At 70.3% G+C, this 18353-nt stretch carries 23 protein-coding genes; 12 read left to right on the plus strand and 11 right to left on the minus strand.

Annotation, left to right across the window (positions count from 1 at the left end):
* The first annotated feature begins 303 nt into the window (after positions 1-303).
* Complete coding sequence (locus tag MRBLWH10_RS17230) at positions 304-447, plus strand: hypothetical protein (protein WP_341940862.1); 144 nt, start codon at positions 304-306, stop codon at positions 445-447.
* 33 nt (positions 448-480) lie between these two features.
* On the opposite strand, the gene MRBLWH10_RS17235 is transcribed toward MRBLWH10_RS17230, so the two are convergent.
* Together MRBLWH10_RS17235 and MRBLWH10_RS17240 are read right to left on the minus strand one after the other, a co-directional pair.
* Positions 481-702, minus strand: coding sequence for an RNA-binding S4 domain-containing protein (locus MRBLWH10_RS17235; protein ID WP_105675951.1), 222 nt, complete (start codon positions 700-702; stop codon positions 481-483).
* 23 nt (positions 703-725) lie between these two features.
* Complete coding sequence (locus MRBLWH10_RS17240) at positions 726-932, minus strand: hypothetical protein (RefSeq protein WP_223585529.1); 207 nt, start codon at positions 930-932, stop codon at positions 726-728.
* A 130-nt stretch (positions 933-1062) separates the two neighbouring features.
* Between MRBLWH10_RS17240 and MRBLWH10_RS17245 the strand changes: the two genes are divergently transcribed.
* Genes MRBLWH10_RS17245 through MRBLWH10_RS17270 form a run of 6 tightly spaced genes read left to right on the plus strand, consistent with a single transcriptional unit; the run spans position 1063 to position 6733 of the window.
* The gene (locus MRBLWH10_RS17245) at positions 1063-2484 is read left to right on the plus strand and encodes an adenosylhomocysteinase (RefSeq protein WP_341940863.1); all 1422 of its coding nucleotides are present in this window, start codon (positions 1063-1065) and stop codon (positions 2482-2484) included.
* Complete coding sequence (locus MRBLWH10_RS17250; protein ID WP_341940864.1) at positions 2481-3827, plus strand: amidohydrolase family protein; 1347 nt, start codon at positions 2481-2483, stop codon at positions 3825-3827. The genes MRBLWH10_RS17245 and MRBLWH10_RS17250 overlap by 4 nt, the downstream gene beginning before the upstream one ends.
* The gene (locus MRBLWH10_RS17255) at positions 3824-4282 is read left to right on the plus strand and encodes a cupin domain-containing protein (protein ID WP_223585532.1); all 459 of its coding nucleotides are present in this window, start codon (positions 3824-3826) and stop codon (positions 4280-4282) included. Before MRBLWH10_RS17250 ends, MRBLWH10_RS17255 begins: the two co-directional genes overlap by 4 nt.
* Before the next feature lie 2 nt (positions 4283-4284).
* A complete protein-coding gene (locus tag MRBLWH10_RS17260; protein ID WP_223585533.1) occupies positions 4285-5136 on the plus strand; it encodes an ABC transporter substrate-binding protein in 852 nt (283 codons plus the stop codon).
* On the plus strand, positions 5133-5999 hold the full coding sequence (locus tag MRBLWH10_RS17265) for an amino acid ABC transporter permease (RefSeq protein ID WP_341940865.1): 867 nt from the start codon (positions 5133-5135) through the stop codon (positions 5997-5999). The genes MRBLWH10_RS17260 and MRBLWH10_RS17265 overlap by 4 nt, the downstream gene beginning before the upstream one ends.
* On the plus strand, positions 5996-6733 hold the full coding sequence (locus MRBLWH10_RS17270) for an amino acid ABC transporter ATP-binding protein (protein ID WP_105675864.1): 738 nt from the start codon (positions 5996-5998) through the stop codon (positions 6731-6733). The genes MRBLWH10_RS17265 and MRBLWH10_RS17270 overlap by 4 nt, the downstream gene beginning before the upstream one ends.
* Before the next feature lie 12 nt (positions 6734-6745).
* Here MRBLWH10_RS17270 and pnuC read toward each other — a convergent pair whose 3' ends face one another.
* The 4 genes from pnuC to MRBLWH10_RS17290 form a co-directional block, all read right to left on the minus strand.
* On the minus strand, positions 6746-7459 hold the full coding sequence (gene pnuC, locus MRBLWH10_RS17275) for a nicotinamide riboside transporter PnuC (protein WP_223585535.1): 714 nt from the start codon (positions 7457-7459) through the stop codon (positions 6746-6748).
* A complete protein-coding gene (locus MRBLWH10_RS17280; protein WP_341940866.1) occupies positions 7456-7968 on the minus strand; it encodes an N-acetyltransferase family protein in 513 nt (170 codons plus the stop codon). Before MRBLWH10_RS17280 ends, pnuC begins: the two co-directional genes overlap by 4 nt.
* 237 nt (positions 7969-8205) lie before the next feature.
* A complete protein-coding gene (locus MRBLWH10_RS17285) occupies positions 8206-8817 on the minus strand; it encodes a LysE family translocator (RefSeq protein WP_341940867.1) in 612 nt (203 codons plus the stop codon).
* Positions 8814-10055: a hypothetical protein gene (locus MRBLWH10_RS17290; protein ID WP_341940868.1), complete on the minus strand. Its 1242-nt coding sequence runs from the start codon at positions 10053-10055 to the stop codon at positions 8814-8816. Before MRBLWH10_RS17290 ends, MRBLWH10_RS17285 begins: the two co-directional genes overlap by 4 nt.
* Positions 10056-10257: 202 nt before the next feature.
* Here MRBLWH10_RS17290 and MRBLWH10_RS17295 point away from each other — a divergent pair, with 202 nt between their 5' ends.
* A complete protein-coding gene (locus tag MRBLWH10_RS17295; RefSeq protein ID WP_341940869.1) occupies positions 10258-11241 on the plus strand; it encodes a Gfo/Idh/MocA family oxidoreductase in 984 nt (327 codons plus the stop codon).
* A 103-nt stretch (positions 11242-11344) separates the two neighbouring features.
* Here the strand turns inward: MRBLWH10_RS17295 and MRBLWH10_RS17300 are convergent, their stop codons facing one another.
* Positions 11345-12262 (minus strand): DUF808 domain-containing protein, encoded by a 918-nt coding sequence (locus MRBLWH10_RS17300; protein ID WP_341940870.1) that lies wholly within the window; start codon positions 12260-12262, stop codon positions 11345-11347.
* Between the two features lie 148 nt (positions 12263-12410).
* On the opposite strand from MRBLWH10_RS17300, the gene msrB reads away from it, so the two are divergent.
* Both msrB and msrA read left to right on the plus strand, forming a co-directional pair.
* Positions 12411-12884 carry a peptide-methionine (R)-S-oxide reductase MsrB gene (gene msrB / locus MRBLWH10_RS17305; RefSeq protein ID WP_341940871.1) on the plus strand — a complete coding sequence of 158 codons (474 nt, stop codon included), beginning with the start codon at positions 12411-12413 and terminating at the stop codon, positions 12882-12884.
* On the plus strand, positions 12881-13426 hold the full coding sequence (gene msrA, locus MRBLWH10_RS17310; protein WP_223585541.1) for a peptide-methionine (S)-S-oxide reductase MsrA: 546 nt from the start codon (positions 12881-12883) through the stop codon (positions 13424-13426). Before msrB ends, msrA begins: the two co-directional genes overlap by 4 nt.
* A gap of 79 nt (positions 13427-13505) precedes the next feature.
* On the opposite strand, the gene MRBLWH10_RS17315 is transcribed toward msrA, so the two are convergent.
* Positions 13506-14306: an alpha/beta hydrolase gene (locus MRBLWH10_RS17315; protein ID WP_341940872.1), complete on the minus strand. Its 801-nt coding sequence runs from the start codon at positions 14304-14306 to the stop codon at positions 13506-13508.
* A gap of 90 nt (positions 14307-14396) precedes the next feature.
* On the opposite strand from MRBLWH10_RS17315, the gene MRBLWH10_RS17320 reads away from it, so the two are divergent.
* Entirely contained in the window at positions 14397-15188 is a 792-nt protein-coding gene (locus MRBLWH10_RS17320; RefSeq protein ID WP_341940873.1) for an aminoglycoside 3'-phosphotransferase, read from the plus strand.
* 19 nt (positions 15189-15207) lie between these two features.
* Here the strand turns inward: MRBLWH10_RS17320 and MRBLWH10_RS17325 are convergent, their stop codons facing one another.
* Positions 15208-15573 (minus strand): DoxX family protein, encoded by a 366-nt coding sequence (locus tag MRBLWH10_RS17325; protein ID WP_341940874.1) that lies wholly within the window; start codon positions 15571-15573, stop codon positions 15208-15210.
* 55 nt (positions 15574-15628) lie between these two features.
* Here MRBLWH10_RS17325 and MRBLWH10_RS17330 point away from each other — a divergent pair, with 55 nt between their 5' ends.
* Positions 15629-16066: a helix-turn-helix domain-containing protein gene (locus MRBLWH10_RS17330; RefSeq protein WP_341940875.1), complete on the plus strand. Its 438-nt coding sequence runs from the start codon at positions 15629-15631 to the stop codon at positions 16064-16066.
* Between the two features lie 194 nt (positions 16067-16260).
* On the opposite strand, the gene MRBLWH10_RS17335 is transcribed toward MRBLWH10_RS17330, so the two are convergent.
* A complete protein-coding gene (locus MRBLWH10_RS17335) occupies positions 16261-17715 on the minus strand; it encodes a catalase (RefSeq protein ID WP_341942605.1) in 1455 nt (484 codons plus the stop codon).
* A gap of 142 nt (positions 17716-17857) precedes the next feature.
* Complete coding sequence (locus tag MRBLWH10_RS17340; protein WP_341940876.1) at positions 17858-18280, minus strand: Fur family transcriptional regulator; 423 nt, start codon at positions 18278-18280, stop codon at positions 17858-17860.
* Positions 18281-18353 lie beyond the last annotated feature (73 nt).

Consider the following 18353-nt stretch of genomic DNA (forward strand, 5'->3'; position numbering starts at 1 on the left):
TGCGCCGATAGGCGGCGAGGAGTTCGGAAGGGGGAGGCTATTGGTAGGCGTCCGAAGGACGTCAAGGACCGTATCTCCGAGACTGGTGCCTGGCCCCCGCGAACTCAGCGCCGGTTTGGAACTGCAGGTCTCAGTGGTTTGTAGTGGGTGGATCGCTCCGCAATCCCAAGATCGGGTGTCTCCTGTGTTCTGGGCCCGCGAGATTCCTGGGAGGGGACAACCAATCCGAGACCGCCGCCCAATCGCAGCCTATATCGCTCTGCGCTGCGGGAGTTCGGCGTCGCGTACCCTGCCATCGTCAGGATGGCGACGACCGCTCCGCACGCCGGAGCGGACTGTGATGACGACGTCGAGTTCGCCTTCGCGCTCGACCTTCTCCTCGACGGGCTCGAGCGTCGGCACGAGGCGGGGTGGTCGTCGGCCTCCGGATACGTCGCCGAGGACTGAGCGACCCGACCCGCGAACACAGGGAGGCTGCGCTCAGGGGCGCACGCGCACCGTGCGTCCCTCGAACGAGACGAGGTCGCCGTCGTGCAGCTGGCGCCCTCGGCGGCGTTCCTCCTCGCCGTTGACGTTCACGTAGCCGTCGATGATCGCCTCCTTGGCGTCGCCGCCGGTGTCGATGAGACCGGAGTACTTGAGGAACTGTCCGAGGCGGATCATCTCGCCGCCGATGGAGATGTCGTCGATCGAGGTGGCCATGAGCAAATGCTAGCCCGGGCGGGCTACGGCAGGCGCTCCTCGGCGGGCCCGACCGGCGGGGGAGCCGAGGATGCCGCACGCGCAGCCTCCTCGCGACGGGCGATCTCCGCGGGGACCGACAGCGACAGCGGCGCGAAGGGGATGAACGCTCGTTCGAAGGCGCGCGCGAAGAAGGCCCGCACCTCGGCGCGGGGGTTCCACACGCGCGTGGGGATGGTCTCGGTCTTCATGCCTTCAGTCAATCGCACCTCGGCGGGGCGGAACCAGGTTCTGCGAGGGCACCCCTCATAAGCAGGGGTCTCGTCGAGGGGCGCCGTACACGGAGCGCTCGGCCCGCCGCCCGAGCAATACGATTGAGCGGTGACCGACCCGACCACGTCCGCCGAGCGTCTCGTGCGCCGTTTCGCCCGCGAGACCAACCTGCTCGTCGCCGGTCGCACCTTCGCGGTGGAGGGCGCGGATGCCGTCTCGCACGAGCTCCGCCGCCTGCTGGCCGCTCTGGGCGCTCACCTGGGCTCCGATGGCGTGACCTTCGCACCGGGGCAGGATCCCGACATCCGCATCGACGGGACGGCCCTGCCCGCACGGGTGACCGCGGCCGACCGCGTCGACAACGCGGGCGCGCACATGCCGGTCTCGACACTGGTCGCGGCGCGCCTGCGCGAGGAGGGCGTCGTGCGCGGCATCCGGATCGGCATCGCGATGGTGCTGGAGCCCAAGACCGCCCAGCTCGCACTGCTGCTGCGCGACGCCGGAGCCGATGTCGTCGTGTACGCCCACCCCGACGAGATCGACGTCGAGGTGGCCGATGTGCTGCGTGCCCGCGGCATCCCCGTCGACGGAGACCCTGAGCTCTCGGGTGCGGAGGAGCGCGCCGCCGCCGTGGCGTTCCTGCGGCGCGGCTTCGACCTGCTGCTCGACGACGGCTCCCACCTGATCCGCCTCGCCCACGAGGAGGGGCTCGCCGCCGGTCTGCGCGGCGCCGCGGAGGAGACCACGAGCGGGCTCACCCCGCTGCGGCTGATGCAGAGCCGCGGACTGCTCGGCATCCCCGTCATCGCCGTGAACGACGCGGCCATGAAGACGTCGTTCGACAACCGCTACGGCACCGGTCAGTCGTGCGTGTTCGCGATCGCCGATGTGCTCGACGCCGCGGGCATCGGCGTGCGCGACCAGCTCGCCGTCGTGGTCGGCTACGGCCCGGTGGGCGAGGGGGTCGCCGCGCACCTGCGCGCGCTCGGCGCCGAGATCGCGGTGGCCGAGACCGACCCCGTGCGGGCGCTGCGGGCGGCGCACGACGGATTCCGCATCGGACCGCTCCGCGAGCTCGCGCCGGGTGCGCTGGTCGTCTCCGCCACCGGTGCGCCGCACACGGTCGACGCGGAGACGCTCGCCGTCGCGCGGATCGTCGCGGTGGCGGGCGGAGTGCCGGGCGAGGTCGACGTCGACGCCTCGGCGCTGCGACCGGTCGGCGCGCACCTCGACCGGGCGGGAGACGGCGCCCTCCTGATCGCCCGCGGCGGCTGTGTGAACCTCGCCGCCGCCGAGGGCAACCCGATCGAGATCATGGACCTCTCCTTCGCGGTGCAGCTCGGGGCCGTCGAGCAGCTGCTCGCACGCGAGCTCCCCGCCGGCCTCCATCCGTTCCCCGCCGAGGCCGATCGCGCCATCGCGCTCGCCGCCGCCGATGCGCGGGGCGACCGTCTCGACGAGCGCAGCGCCGCGCAGCGCGAGGCGCAGGACGAGTGGCGCTCCCGCCGCTACCTGGGGGTCTCGGCATGATCACCGTCTACTCCGCAGGGCTCGTCGTCCCGGTCACGGCGCCGCCCATCGTCGACGGCGCCGTCGCCGTGCGCGACGGGCGCATCATGCACGTGGGGGAGCGCGCCTGGGTGCTGCGCTCGCTGTCCGAGCGCGGACTCGCCCACGACGAGGTGCACTGGCCCGGAGTCCTCACCCCTGGACTCGTCAACGCGCACACCCACCTGCAGTACACGGGCATGGCCGTCGTCGGCCGCGGTCAGTACACCGGATTCGACGACTGGGTGCAGGCGTTCGACCCGGTCTACGAGGCCGGACGGGACTGGGGGGCGGATGCTGCGGCCGGCGCCGAGATGGCGCTCCGCTCCGGAACCACGGCCGTCGCCGACGTCGTCACCGATCCGTCGGCGGCATCCGCCCTGCACGACGCGCGACTGCACGGCATCACCTACTGGGAGGTGATGAGCTGGACCAACGCCGACTGGGCCCGCACCGGACGCGCGCAGGTCGAGCAGGCTCTCGACGCCCTGCCCACGCCTCCGGGCACCGGGCTCTCGCCCCACGCCCCGTACTCGCTCGACATCGAACCGCTGCTGGAGATCCCCGACATCGTCCGCGAGCGGGGCGGGCGCATCCACATCCACCTCGGCGAGGCCGCCTTCGAGAGCGAGTTCGCGCACGAGCATCCGCAGGCCTGGCACACGGCGGGGCTCGCGAGCTTCCAGGAGCTGCGCGAGGCCGGCTTCGGCACCAGCGCGACCGAGTTCGTCGACCAGCTCGGAGTGCTCGGGCCCGACTGCCACATCGCGCACGGCGTGTACATGAGCGCCCGCGACCGGGCGATCCTGCGCGAACGTCGAACGACCGTGGCGCTGTGCCCGCGGTCGAACGCCGTGATCGGGCTCGAGGAGCCGCCGATCGCCGCGTATCTGCGCGAGGGCAGCCCGATCGCCGTCGGCACGGACTCGCTGTCGTCGAGCCCGTCGCTCGACGTGCTCGCGGACGTCGCCGAGCTCGCGCGCATCGCCCGCTCGCAGGGCTACACGGACCGCGACCTGCACGCGCGGCTGCTCGGAGCGGCGACCATCGGCGGAGCCCACTCCATGGGCATCGACGTCGGCCCCGACCGCACCGGCTACCTCGCGGTCGGCGCGCTCGCCGACCTCACGTTCTTCGATGTGCCGGCCGGGCCCGATTCGATCCAGGAGCTCGTCGAAGACGGCGCGGGGCGTGCCGCGGCCACCGTCGTCTCGGGCGAGGTCCGATGGGCGAGCGACAGCTTCGGCGCCGCGGTCGTCGAGCGAGCAAAGCGAGACGACACGTCCGAGGATCCGCGCGAACGCTTTGAAGGAGCCGTCCAGTGACCGCTGACCGACCCGCCACCGCCGAGCGCCTCGACCTCGCCCCGCACCCCGAGGGCGGCTGGTTCCGCCGCACGTGGACGAGCCCGCTCGCCGTCGAGACGCCGAACGGCCCGCGCCCGGCCGGCACCTGCATCCACTACCTGCTGCAGCCCCACGAGCGCAGCGAATGGCACGTCGTCACGAGCGACGAGCTGTGGCTGTGGCACGGACCGGGCCGGCTCGAGCTGAGCCTCGGTGGCGACGGCGAGCAGCCGGGTGCGGCGACCGCGATCGTGCTCAGCGGGACGGATGCCGCGCAGGTGCTCGTGCCCGCCGGCGTCTGGCAGGCCGCCCGACCTCTCGACGACCAGGAAGTGCTGGTCTCCTGCTTCGTTTCCCCAGGTTTCGACTTCGCCGATTGGCGACTCGCCGAGTCCCCTACTCTTAACCAAAACCCGAACACTCTTCAGGAGTAAACGTGACCGTCTCCCGCACCCTTCGCCGCGCCGCAGCGGCCGCCATCGCGGTCGCCGCCGCCGTGTCCCTCGCCGCCTGCGCGAGCGGCCCGACCACCTCGCCCACGGCCGGCGCCGACGGCGAGCTGCAGACCGTCACCGCCGGCAAGCTCACGATCGCGACCGGCGAGCCCAACTACGAGCCCTGGTTCGTCGACGACGACCCCTCCAACGGCAAGGGCTTCGAAGGTGCGGTCGCGAACGCGGTCGCGAAGGAGCTGGGCTTCGACGCCGCCGACATCGTCTGGACCCGCACCGGCTTCGACGCCGCGATCGCCCCCGGGCCGAAGGACTGGGACATCAACATCCAGCAGTTCTCCGTCACCGACGAGCGCAAGAAGGCCGTCGACTTCTCGTCGCCGTACTACACGACCACGCAGGCCGTCGTCGCGCTGAACAGCTCGCCCGCGGCATCCGCCACGACCATCGACGCCCTCAAGAAGGCGAAGGTCGGCGTCGCCGCAGGCACCACCAGCTACACCGTCGCCAAGGCACAGCTCGGCGAGGCGAACCTCAGCGTCTTCAACACGGTCGACGACGTCGTGCTCGCGCTGCAGGCCGGCCAGATCGACGCCATGATCACCGACCTGCCCGGCGCGTTCTACGTCACCGGCGCCGTGGTCGACGACTCCTCCGTCACGGGCCAGTTCGCCAGCTCCGACGGCGGCGACGAGTTCGCCTTCGTGCTGCCGAAGGGCTCGGCCCTCACCCCCGCCGTCACCAAGGCCGTCGATGCCCTGCGCGCCGACGGCACGCTCGACGAGCTGCAGCAGAAGTGGCTCAGCGACGCGGTCGACGTCCCCGTCCTGAAGTGACGAACACCTCCGCCGAGACGGCGTGGCAGCCGAGCGAGCTCGAGCTGTCACGCCGCGCTCTGCGGCGCAGGGCGACGACCCGGTCGGTCCTGATCGCGTTCGTCAGCAGCGTCGTGCTGATCGGCGTCGTCGCGATCATCGTCGTCAACACCCCGGGGTGGGCGGTCGTCCGGCAGACGTTCTTCGACCCCGAGATCGCGCTCAAGAGCATCGGGCCGATCTTCCAGGGTCTGCTCACCAACCTCCTCGTGCTCGTCATCGCCGCGGTCGGCGTGGCGATCCTGGGCACGCTGCTCGCCACCATGCGCTCGCTCCGAGGTCCGGTGTTCTTCCCGCTGCGCGCGCTCGCCGCGACGTACACCGACTTCTTCCGCGGCGTCCCGCTGCTGATCGTGCTCTACCTGATCGGCTACGGCATCCCCGCGCTGATGATCTTCCCGCGCATGCCCCCGGCGTTCTGGGGAACCATCGCGATAATCATCGTGTACTCGGCCTACGTCTCCGAGGTGCTCCGCGCCGGCATGGAGGCCGTGCACCCCTCGCAGCGCGTGGCCGCGCGCTCCCTCGGGCTCAGTCACGCGCAGACGCTGCGGATCGTCGTGATCCCGCAGGGCGTGCGCAAGGTCGTGCCCGCCCTCATGAACGACTTCGTGTCGATGCAGAAAGACGTCGGGCTCATCTCGGTGCTCGGCGTGATCGACGCGGTGCGCGCCGCGCAGCTGCAGGTCGCCGACACCTACAACTACACGCCCTACGTCGTCGCGGGGCTGTTCTTCATCATCCTCAGCTGGCCGATGATCCGATTCACGGATGCCGTCACGGCACGGCTCAACAGGCGCGAGCAGGCCGGAGGCGTCGTATGACCGTTCCCGTCATCGAGGCCAGGGGCGTGCGCAAGCGCTTCGGCGACCACGACGTGCTCCGCGGACTCGACCTCGCCGTCGAGCCGCACGAGGTGGTCGTGCTGATCGGCGCCTCGGGCTCCGGCAAGTCGACGCTGCTCAAGACGATGAACCTCATCGAGCGGGTCGACGACGGGCAGATCTTCCTCAGCGGAGACGACATCACCGATCCGCGGGTGGATGCCGACAGGGTGCGCGCACGCATCGGCGTCGTGTTCCAGCACTTCAACCTCTTCCCGCACCTGACCGTGCTCGAGAACATCACCCTCGCGGCGCGCAAGGTGCACCGCCGTTCCGCGTCGGAGGCGCGCGCCCGAGGTCGCGAGCTGCTCCAGACCCTCGGCCTCGGCGACAAGGCCGACGAGTACCCCGACCGGCTCTCCGGAGGTCAGCAGCAGCGCGTCGCCATCGTGCGGGCGATCCTCACCGAGCCGGAGGTGCTGCTGCTCGACGAGATCACCAGCGCGCTCGACCCCATGCTCGTCGGCGAGGTGCTCGATCTCGTGCGCGAGCTCAAGCGCCGCGGCACCACGATCGTGATGGCCACGCACGAGATGTCGTTCGCCCGAGAGGTCGCCGATCGCGTCGTCTTCCTGAAGGAGGGCGTGCTGGTCGAGCAGGGTCCGCCCGAGCAGATCTTCGACGCCCCGCAGCATCCGGCGACGGCCGAGTTCCTGGCGCGCGTCCGGCACTGAGCCCCGTCGAGGCTAGGCGGTCTCCTCGGGGCGCTGCACCTGGGGCGCCGGGAGCAGTGTGTCGACCTGGGGTTTGTCGCCCTTCTGCGCCCGCGCCCAGACCACGAATCCGATCGCGGTGAACACCCCGTAGAACACGTACATGAACCCCGTGGCGTAGAAGCCCGAGCTGAACAGCAGCGGCACGCCGACCACGTCGACGGCGATCCAGATGAGCCAGAACTCGGTCCAGCCCCTCGCCATTCCGTAGGTCGCCATGAGCGAGCCGACGAAGGTCCAGGCATCCGCCCACACCGGCTCCCACGAGCCGAGCAGCCGGAACAGCGGCGTGAGCGCGACGGTGCCGATCACCATGATGAGCACGATGCCGATGCGCGCGCTCCACGGCGCCCACCGCGGCGTCACCTGGCCGCCGCCCGATGAGGCCTGGCGCCAGCGCACCCACCCGTAGATGGCGACCGCGATGAACATCACCTGGCGGCCGGCCTGTCCGAGCAGGCTCGGCAGCTCGTGCTCCGGGCTCAGGATCGAGCCGAGGAAGACCGTGAGCAGCAGCAGGTTCCCGATGATGCCGACCGGCCAGGCCCACACCCGGCGCCGCATCCCGCCGAGCGCGCTCGCCAGCCCGAAGACGTTGCCGACGACCTCGCGGATCAGGAGCGTCTGCCCGCCGGGGAGCGTCCAGTGCGAGTTGAAGACCTCGACGAGCCAGGTGAGGAGGTTCATGCGCGGGGCGCGGGGGCGTCGTCGAGGGTCAGCTGCAGGAACGTCAGATCGAGCCATCGGCCGAACTTCACGCCCACCTGCGGCATCCTCCCGGTCTCGACGAAGCCGAGCCGTTCGTGCAGGACGATGGAGCCGGTGTTCTCGCTCGCCACAGCAGCCACCATGACGTGCTTCCCGATCGCGCGGGCGCGAGCGATCAGCTCGTTCATGAGCGCGTTGCCGATGCCGCGCCCTCGCTGATCGCCGCGGACGTACACCGAGTGCTCGACCGTGTGCCGGAACCCGTCGTGCGGGCGCCAGTCGCCGAACGTCGCGTACCCGAGGACGCCGTCGTCATCGGACGCCACGAGCACCGGGTATCCGGCGCGGAAGCGGTCGGCGAGCCAGGCGGCGCGGTCGTCGACGTCGACGGTGCGCTCGTTCCAGATCGCGGTGGTGTTCTGCACGGCGTCGTTGTAGATCTCGGTGATCGTCTCGAGGTCGACGATCTCGGCGTCTCTGATGTGCACGTCGGTCTCCTCTGCGCTTTCGGGAGCGCGAGGCCGACGCTACCAGGATGCGACCGCTTCTCGACGATTCGTGTCAGCGGAGCGGGTGCGCGGGCTCGGACTCGCGCTGCTGATCGCTGTACACGCGGTCGAGATATCTGCCACGCGAGCAGCGAATCGCAGCGCGACGCCGCGTGGCGAGGGCGAGGGGCGAGGACAAGGGCGAAGGCGTGGCCTCGGTATAGGGTGTCGACCGCTCTACGCGCGCTCCACGGCCAAACGTCCGGCGAGCAGCACATAGGTCGCGGCGAAGGTGCGGCGCAGCCACGTCATCACGCGCGGTCGGGTGATGACGTGCGTGCGCATGGCCGCGGCGAAGGCGCCGTACAGGGCGAAGACCACGAAGGTCACCGCCATGAACACCAGACTCAGCCACACCATCTGCCAGGTCGCTTCCGGGGCACCCGCCGGCACGAACTGCGGCAGGAAAGCGAAGAAGAAGATCGTGAGCTTCGGGTTCAGCACGTTGATGAGCACGGCGGTGCGGATGACGCGCCACGACGACACCGGCTCGGCGCTCTTCTCGACGTCGAGCGCCGACCGGTCTCGGAGCGTCTGCCACGCGAGGTACAGCAGGTAGGCGACGCCCAGCCACTTGATGGTCTGGAACGCGATGGCCGAGGCGTTGAGGATCGCGGCGAGACCGGTGATGGCGGCGATCATGTGCGGGATGACGCCGAGCGTGCAGCCGAACGCGGCGATGACGCCGGCTCTGGTCCCGCGCGAGAGCCCGGCGGCGATCGAGTAGACCGCTCCGGTGCCCGGCGTGGCCACCACGACCAGGGTGGTGAGGAGGAATGCGATGGTCACAGGTTCGCCTTCGTGCTCAGGGCGTCGCGCACGACGATCGCGCGACGCAGGTCGGCCATGATCGGGTCGAAGAAGCGCTCCCGGTAGCGGGGCTCGCTCACCGCCGAGAAGATGAACGGCAGCGTCGCGATCAGCGAGAGCAGGGTCGCCGCCTTGATGAGGTTGACGGTGACGGTGAGCGTGGCGCCGCCGATCACGAGCGGCTCGACCGGTAGCGGCTGGGTGGCGCTGCCCGGTCCGACCCAGAGCTCGACGACGCCGAACGGGATCGCGACCGCCCCGATGACGATCAGCAGGGCGCACAGCAGCGCCGCGAAGAACAGCGCCTGCAGCAGCTGCGCGAACGTCATGACGAGCAGGATGTTCATCCGCTGCGGCCACCGGAGCGGATGCCGGGAGCCGGACGCCGCGCCGATGCGCTCGGCGGGAGTGTCGAGCAGGAGTGCGGCGCGCTGCTCGGGCGTCGGGGCGTAGGTCTCGTCGTCGATCTCGCCCGCGCTCACGCGCAGCACGACGATGGTCGCGAGGGCTCCGATGACCAGGCCGACGAGGGCGAGCGAGGAGCCGTGCAGCGCGGACGCCATCTGCCAGACCTCGGCGGAGAAGAACGCGAACACCACGAGCATCAGGATCACCGGGAGGGCGATCGACGCCATGTGGCCGATGGCGGAGGCGTTGCGCACGGCGAGGCGCGAGGCCCAGGAGATGAGGGCGCCGCCGCCCATGCCGGTGATGAGCACGCACACCGCGATGATCACCAGGGTCTCGAGCACCGGGCTGACCGTGGCCTGGCGGTCGACGGCGTAGCCGCCGGCGATGAGGGCCGCGGCGCACAGCACGATGACGGATGCCGCGACCGCCGTCCCGATGCCGACGGGCAGCCGTCGCACCGCGAACCGCACGAGCGCGAAGGCGAGCCAGGCGATGGCGAGCGCGAGCACGAGCAGCACGAGCACGAGCACGGCGATCACGGTGTCGTCTTCATCGTCGTCGCCGTAGAGCCCGATGGCGATGCCGAGCGCGAGGGTGAGCCCTCCGGTGAGGAGGAACCCGGCGACGGTGACCCAGGTGAGCAACGGGGCGACGCGTCGAGGCAGATCGGTGAACCAGCGACGCAGGGGCACGAAGGTCGGCAGACCCTGCTCGCGGAACCAGCGGTCGGCGTCGCGTCTCACGGTCGCGGCGGGCACGGAGGCCGGACGTGGTCGCGATCGACGGCGACGGCGTGCGGAAGACATGGAGCCGAGGATACGGCACACCGTCGCGGGTCGCGCCCCGGCTTCGGCATGTTCCCCGGCTCCGACGTGCAGGCGCTCGGTGCGTCGCGCCTGCTCTGCGATGATCGACGTCGAGGGTCTGCCCGTCGCGGCAGCGGCCGCCGGCATCCCGCCACCGCCAGGAGCCCTCGAGAGCCCAGCCGCAGCGCAGAAGGAGATCGCCATGACCAGGACGCGATGGGCCGTGCTCGGCCCGGGAGTGATCAGCGGGGACTTCGCCACGGGGCTCCGGAGCTCGCACCTCGGCGTGCTGCACGCCGTCGGCAGCTCCGCGCCGGAGCGGGCTGCGGCCTTCGCCGCCGAGCACGGCGCCGCGGCATCCGGCACCTACGACGAGATCCTCGCCAGAGAAGACGTGGATGCCGTCTACATCGGCACCGTGCACACGACGCACTCGGCTCTCGCGATCCGCGCGCTCGAGGCGGGCAAGGCGGTGCTGTGCGAGAAGCCGATCACCCCGACCGCCGCGGAGACCGATCTGGTGCTCGCGGCCGCGGCGCGCTCGGGGCGCCCGTTCGTCGAGGCGTTCAAGCAGCGCTTCGGTCCCTTCGCCGACCTGCTGCGCGGGCTGATCGCCGACCGTGAGCTGGGGGAGCCGCTCTCGCTCGTCGCGGGCTTCGGCTACGACCAGTCCCCGCGCACCGGTCGTGCGTTCGACCCGGCGCTCGCCGGGGGAGCGATCCTCGACGTGGGCTGCTATCCGGCATCCCTCGCGATCGAGGTGGCGACCGTGTCCGGACGCGGTGGACTTCCGGCCGCTTTCGGCGACGTGAGCGCCGAATGGGTGAACGGGGTGGATGCCGACACCACGGCGCACCTCACCATCGGCGACCTCGCGGTCGAGCTGCGCACGGCCGTCATCCGCGAGATGCCTGGGGCCGCCGTGCTGCACTGCGCCGACGGCGACATCGTGATGCCCGACGCCTGGGGCAGCCGCACCGAGAGCCCCTCCTCGCTCATCCTGCGACGGGGTTCGGAGGAGCGTGTGGTGACCGTCCCGGTCGTGCAGCCGATGGGCGCGGAGGCGGATGCCGTGTCGCTCGCGCTCGCCGAAGGGCGGGTCGAGGCTCCGGAGATGACGTGGGCCGACAGTGCGGCGATCGCCCGACTCTGCACGGGGTGGCTGGACGCGGCGCGTCGCCCCTAAGCGCCGACGTCACGTGCACTCGCCGAGTGCACACGATGTCGACGTCGACAAGCCGTGCTCTCGGCGACGTCACGTGATGTCGCCGTGGAACGGCGGGCGGGCGTCAGTGGCGAACCGCGCTCGGCGACTCCTCGCCCTCGTGGAACTCGACCTTCTTGCCCAGCATCCGTCCGATGCCGAGCACGATGCCGACGATGACGAGGCCGACCGCGAGGCCGGCGATCGCCGAGAACAGGGTGTCGCCGATCCACACGATCACCGGGCCCGCGGCGTGGAGGAGCTCCTCGATGCCGTGCAGGATGTCGGCGCCGAAGTGCACGCCCACCTCGGCGAGGTTCACGAGCACGAGGTGCCCGCCGACCCAGAGCATCGCGACGGTGCCCAGGATGCTGATGAACCGGAACACCGCGGGCATCGCGTTCACCAGGCGGGTGCCGTTGCGGCTGACCCGCTTGTCCGAGCTCTCGGCCATCTTCAGGCCGATGTCGTCGATCTTCACGAGCAGGGCGACCGCGCCGTAGACGACGCCGGTCATGACCAGGGCGATCACGGCGAGGATCGCGAGCGTCATCCAGATGTCGAGCCCCTTGTCGAGGCTCGCGAGCGAGATGAGCATGATCTCGGTCGACAGGATCAGGTCGGTCCGGACGGCGCCGAACACGAGTTTCCTCTCGTCGCGGGCGCCCTCGTCCTCATGGCCGTGCTGCACGCCGAACCACTCGAGCACCTTCTCGGCGCCCTCGAAGCAGAGGTAGGCCCCACCGAGGATCAGCAGGTACGGCAGCACCCAGGGGGCGAAGGCCGTGAGCAGCAGCGCCACCGGGATGATGATGAGGAACTTGTTCGCGAGAGATCCGAGCGCGATCTTGCCGACCACGGGCAGCTCACGGGCGGGCGTGATGCCCTGCACGTACTGCGGTGTCACGGCGGCGTCGTCGATCACGACGCCGGCGGCCTTGGCCGAGGCCTTCATCGCGGCGCTCAGGATGTCGTCGACGACGGCGAGCAGTCCAACGGACATGGGCGTCCCCCTGTTTCGAGTGTCGGGGAGCAACTCTACCGAGTCCGCAGAAACTCACAGCGCGCTCCCAGCCCCGCGGGACCAAAACGGCGCCGGCATCCGTTCTCCCTTATGACGCTGCAGCCAGCCGCGTCAGACAAGGAGCATCATGTCGCACGACTACCGCAAGACGGCCGAGGCGGTCAGCGCCCTCACCGACGCGCAGTACAAGGTCACCCAGCGCGACGGCACCGAGCCGCCGTTCCGCAACGCCTACTGGGACAACCACGACGACGGCATCTACGTCGACGTCGTCTCGGGCCAGCCGCTGTTCTCCTCCCTCGACAAGTTCGACAGCGGAACCGGATGGCCGAGCTTCACCAAGCCGATCGACGCGGATGCCGTCACCACCCGCACCGACCGCACACTGTGGATGTCGCGCACGGAGGCGCGCTCCACCGGCGCCGACAGCCACCTCGGGCACGTCTTCGACGACGGACCCGTCGAGGACGGCGGCCTGCGCTACTGCATGAACTCCGCGGCCCTGCGTTTCATCCCGGCATCCCGCCTGGAGGAAGAGGGCTACGGTCGATACAGCGACCTCTTCACCCACACCGACACCCCCATCGAGGAGCAGTCATGACCGACACCGGAACCATCACCCGCACCCCCGGCACCGAGACCGCCGTGCTCGCCGGCGGCTGCTTCTGGGGCATGGAGGACCTGATCCGCCGCCAGCCCGGCGTGCTCGACACCCGGGTCGGCTACACGGGCGGGTCGAACGACCACGCCACCTACCGCAACCACCCCGGTCACGCGGAGGCCGTGGAGATCGTCTTCGACCCGTCGAAGACGTCGTACCGCGACATCCTCGCGTTCTTCTTCCAGATCCACGACCCGTCGACCCTGGACCGTCAGGGCAACGACATCGGGTCGAGCTACCGGTCGGCGATCTTCCCGCTGTCCCCCGAGCAGGAGCAGGTCGCACGCGACACGATCGCCGACGTCGACGCCTCGGGGCTGTGGCCCGGCAAGGCCGTCACCACGATCGAGCCCGAAGGTCCCTTCTGGGAGGCCGAGCCCGAGCACCAGGACTACCTGATCCGCTATCCCAACGGCTACACCTGCCACTTCCCGCGCGCGGGATGGGTGCTGCCGAAGCGCGAGGAGAGCGCCGCTCTCTGATCCGCGCACCGAGGCCGACGCTCCTCCTCATGGGAGGGCGTCGGCCTCTGTCGTGTGGCGCGGGCGCCAGGCGCCGCGGTCAGCCCTCGGCGAGGAACGCCAGCGCCGCCTCCTTGAAGGCGCGCGAACCCGGGGCGTTGAAGTGGTTGCGGTCGGGGATCTCGAAGAAGCTCCCGTGCGGCGCCGCGGCCGCCAGGGCCCTCGACCCCTCGATGATCGCGTCCTTCGACCCTGTGGCGAAGAGGATCGGGCTCGACGGGGCGTCGGCGGGGTCGGGGTCGATCGTGCGGGAGGCGCGCATGCCCTCCGCGAGCGCGATCAGGGCGCGCAGGTCGTTGCCGGGCACCCGCTCGGTGAGGGCGATGTAGTTCTGCGTCGTGGGGTCGTCGACGGGGGTGCCGTCGGTGAGGAACGCACGCACCTGGTCGAGGTTCAGCCGGGCCAGGGGGATGCCGTCTGGAACGCCGCCGAGCACCCCGCGTCCGATGCGCTGCGGCAGGTCGCGGATGACCTCCCACCCCACGCGCGCGCCGAGCGAGTAGCCGAGGTAGTACGCGTCGTCGACGAGGTAGGCGTCCATCACCGTCTCGACGTCGGTGGCCAGGGTGCGGATGCCGTAGTCGCCGGGCTCGTGCGGCTTCTCGCTGAGACCGTGGCCGCGTTGGTCGAGGGCGAGCACGCGGTAGCCGGCGCGGGTGAGGTCGCGGACCCACCCGGTGAGCACCCAGTTGTCGCGCGCGTTGGAGGCGAATCCGTGCACGGCGACGACGACGGGCGCGTCGAGGTCGCCCCACGTGTAGGTCGCGAGACGGGTGCCGTCGGCGGAGTACACCTGCTGCGGCTCGGGCATGCGGGTCAGGTCAGCGAGAGGAACGGCCACGCATCCATCTTGGCCCTGCGCACGGGGGCCTGGCGCGCGAGTGTGCCCGTGTGACGCCGGTCGGCGGCGCGCGAGCGGCAGGATGGAGTCATGAACACCGCCCTGCTGCCGTCCGATCGTCGGGACTGGGAGACGGTGGACGCCGGCGAGTCCGGAGCGACCGTGCTGCGGCACCGCTCGGGGGAGAGCTATGCGAAGCTCGTCGCCCCCGAGCAGGCCGATGCGCTCGCCGCGGAGCGCGATCGCATCGCGTGGCTGTCGACGACGGGCATCCCGACCATGTCCGTGCTCGACTGGCGGGCGGATGCCGTCGGCGCGTGTCTCGTGACATCCGCGGTGCCCGGGGTTCCGGCCGACGCGCTCGACCCCGTCGATCTCGCCGTCGTGTGGCCCGCGATCGCCGACACGGTGCGCGCGCTGCACGCCCTTCCCGCCGCCGACTGCCCGTTCGACCGGACCCTCGCGGTCATGATGCCCCTCGCCAGAGCGGTGGTCGCGGGCGACCGCGTGCAGCGGGACTTCCTTCCCGACGACCTCCGAGACGTGCCGGCCGCGCTGCTGCTCGCTCCGGTCGAGGCCGAGCTGCCCGCGCGCACCCGGCAGGAGGCCGATGACCTCGTCGTGTGCCACGGGGATCTGTGCCTGCCGAACATCCTCGTCGACGTCGAGCGTCGAGCGGTGACGGGCCTCATCGACCTCGGCCGCCTCGGACGCGCCGACCCGCACGCCGACACGGCGCTGCTGTTCGCGAACGCGCGGGAGACCTGGCCGGACGCCGCATCCGCCTCCCGCGCCGACGCCGACTTCGACCGCCTGTACGGGGTGCCGCGAGACCCGCAACGCCAGGAGTTCTACCTGCGGCTCGACCCGCTCACCTGGTAGCCGCGACCGTCGCCGCCGCTCAGAGCACGACGAGGAAGCCGAGCACGGCGCTCGCGACGGCCAGTGCCGCGAGGACGAGGGCCGGCGTCGCGGCCTCCTTGCGACGCAGGTGCACGACGACCGCGCCGATCATGATGATCGCGATGCCCGTGCCGGCGAGGGGTGTGAGGATCGGTGCGATCCCCGTCAGCAGCGGGAGGATCAGCCCGAGCGCGCCGACGACCTCGAGCGCGGCGATGGCCTTGACGGTTCCGGCGGAGAAATCCTCGGTCCAGGCCATGCCCCGCTCGGCGAGGGTCGCCTTGGGGGTGACGAGCTTCATGCCGCCTCCGCCGAGCATGGCGAGGGCGAGAAGCCCGTTGACGATCCAGAGTGCGACGAGCATCCGTGTTCCGTTCTGTGTGTTTGTTACGATCAGTAACCAAGAATGGAGCAAACGGATGACTGGTGCAAAAGGCACATCGGTGTCACCGACGCACAGCGATGGCTGCGATGCGGCGGGCTTCCCCGACTACGAGAACTCGTGCTCTGTCGACGAGGGGGCGGGCCGCGCGATCCGCGAGGTGCTCGATCGGGTCGGCGACAAGTGGTCGCTGCTGCTGATCGCGACGCTGCGCGGCGACCGGCTGCGCTTCAGCGAACTGCTCCGGCACATCCCCGGGATCTCCCAGCGGATGCTCACGCTCACGCTCCGTCAGCTCGAACGCGACGGGCTGGTCACCCGCACCGTGCACGCCGAGGTGCCGCCCCGCGTGGAGTACGAGCTCACGGAACGCGGCGAGACGCTCATCCCGATCGCCCGCACGATCGGCGACTGGGCCCTCGCGAATCACCCTGCGATCGAGGAGTCCCGCGCCCGCTACGACGCCCGCGCCTGACCCCGGTCGGTCAGAAGTCGGCATCCGATTTTCGGACGATCGCCGGAATCTCGGATGATCGACCCGAAACGGTCCGATTTCTTGAGATGCTTCCGAATTTCGGATGAGGGCGGATGGGTATGCGAGACATGCGACAAGGAGCCCCGGACACAGAGAAGGGGGACGGATGCCGTGGCATCCGTCCCCCTTCTGGGTCAGACGTGGGAGCGCAGTGCCTCGCCGAGTGCGGCATCCACGTTCGTCCAGTACTGGAAGAAGCGCTCGCGGATCGCGTCGATGGTGATGCTGCGGCCCTGACCCGTGAGGGTGTCCAGGAACCGGGCGCGCTGCTCGTCGTCGAAGACCGTGCGGTACAGCGTGCCGGCCTGGCCGAAGTCGTCGTCGTCCACGCGCAGCGTCGCCGCGGCGCGGATCAGCTCGCCGTCGGACTCCCAGCTCGCCTCGACGCCCGCAACCGGGTCTGCGGCGGGTCCACCGGCCGCCCCGTACGAGTTCGGCGTGTACACGCGGTGCTCGGCCGGGTTGAAGCGGTACTGCATCTGGCCCTCGTGCATGTAGTTGCGCACCTCGGCCGCGTGCGGCTGGTTGACCGGCAGCTGGTTGTAGTTCGCGCCGATGCGGTAGCGCTGCGCGTCGGAGTACGCGAACACCCGCGCCATCAGCATCTTGTCGGGCGAGATGCCCGTGCCAGGAACCTGGTTGCCGGGCGAGAACGCCGCCTGCTCGATCTCGGCGAAGAAGTTCTGCGGGTTGCGGTCGAGGGTGAACGTGCCGACCTTGATGCGCGGGTAGTCCTTCTTCGACCACGTCTTGGTGAGGTCGAACGGGTTGAAGCGGTAGGTCTTGCCCTCCTCGTATGGCATGACCTGCACGAAGACGTCCCACGAGGGGTTGTCGCCGCGGGCGATCGCGTCGAACAGGTCGCGGCGGTAGTAGTCGGCATCCGATCCCGCGAGCTTCTCGGCCTCGGCGGCATCCATCCGCTCCACGCCCTGCTTCGACAGGAAGTGGTACTGCACCCAGAAGCGCTCGCCCTCGGCGTTGACCCACTGGTACGTGTGCGAGCCGTAGCCGTTCATGTGGCGCCAGGATGCCGGCAGGCCGCGGTCGCCCATGAGATAGGTGACCTGGTGGGCGGTCTCGGGGGAGAGCGTCCAGAAGTCCCACTGCATGTCGGCGTTGCGCAGACCCGAGTCGCCGAGGCGCTTCTGCGAGTGGATGAAGTCGGGGAACTTCATCGCGTCGCGCAGGAAGAACGTCGGGGTGTTGTTGCCGACGATGTCGAGGTTGCCCTCCGTCGTGTAGAAGCGCAGCGCGAAGCCGCGCACGTCGCGCCAGGTGTCGGGGGACCCCTGCTCGCCCGCCACGGAGGAGAAGCGGAGCAGCGTCTCGCTCACGGCTCCGGGCTGGAACGCGGCGGCGCGGGTGTAGGCGGACACGTCCTCGGTCACGGTGAACGTGCCGAACGCGCCACCGCCCTTGGCGTGCGGGTTGCGCTCCGGCACGCGCTCGCGGTTGAACGAGGCGAGCTTCTCGACGAGGTAGCGGTCGTGGAGGACCGTGGGGCCGTCTGCTCCGACGGTCAGGGAGTGCGCGTCGCTGGCGACGGGCGTGCCGGTCTGGGTCGTGGTGCCGGGGAGATCTGACATGGTCATGCGTTCACTTTCGTCTCGTATCGGTGTTCAGTGGGGTCCCCGACGCGCGTCGATGCAGCGACGCCGGGGTGAGGGGTCGTTCGATGATGCCGGGGGATGCGGCGCACAGGTGGAGTTCTGACGAACCCGTAAGGTTCTAGGGCGCGGCGTCCTGGCAGCGGGGGCATACGCCCCAGAAGGTGACTTCTGCGGTCTGGACGGTGAATCCCCCCGTGTTCGACGGGGTGAGACACGGCGCCTCGCCGACGACGCAGTCCACATCGCCGATGGCGCCGCAGTGGGTGCACACGACGTGGTGGTGGTTGTCGCCGATGCGCCGTTCGTAGAGCGCCGCGGAGCCTGCCGGTTCGATCCGGCGGATGAGACCCGCCGTCGTCAGGTCCGCGAGGATGTTGTGCACCGACTGGATCGACGTGGTCGGAAGCACGTCGGACACCGCGCGGTAGACCCGCTCGGCATCCGTGTGGGCCATGGACTCCAGCGCCTCGAGAACGGCGACGCGGCCCGCAGTCGCACGAAGACCCGCGTCGCGAAGCGCGGAGTCGAGGTCGGTGTCCATGCCTCGACTGTACACGTTGTTTTTAGTGATTCAAAAGAAGTATCGGCATGCCGGTGGGTGTGTCATCCGTCGA

It is taken from the genome of Microbacterium sp. LWH10-1.2 (assembly GCF_038397765.1).
GTDB lineage: Bacteria > Actinomycetota > Actinomycetes > Actinomycetales > Microbacteriaceae > Microbacterium > Microbacterium natoriense.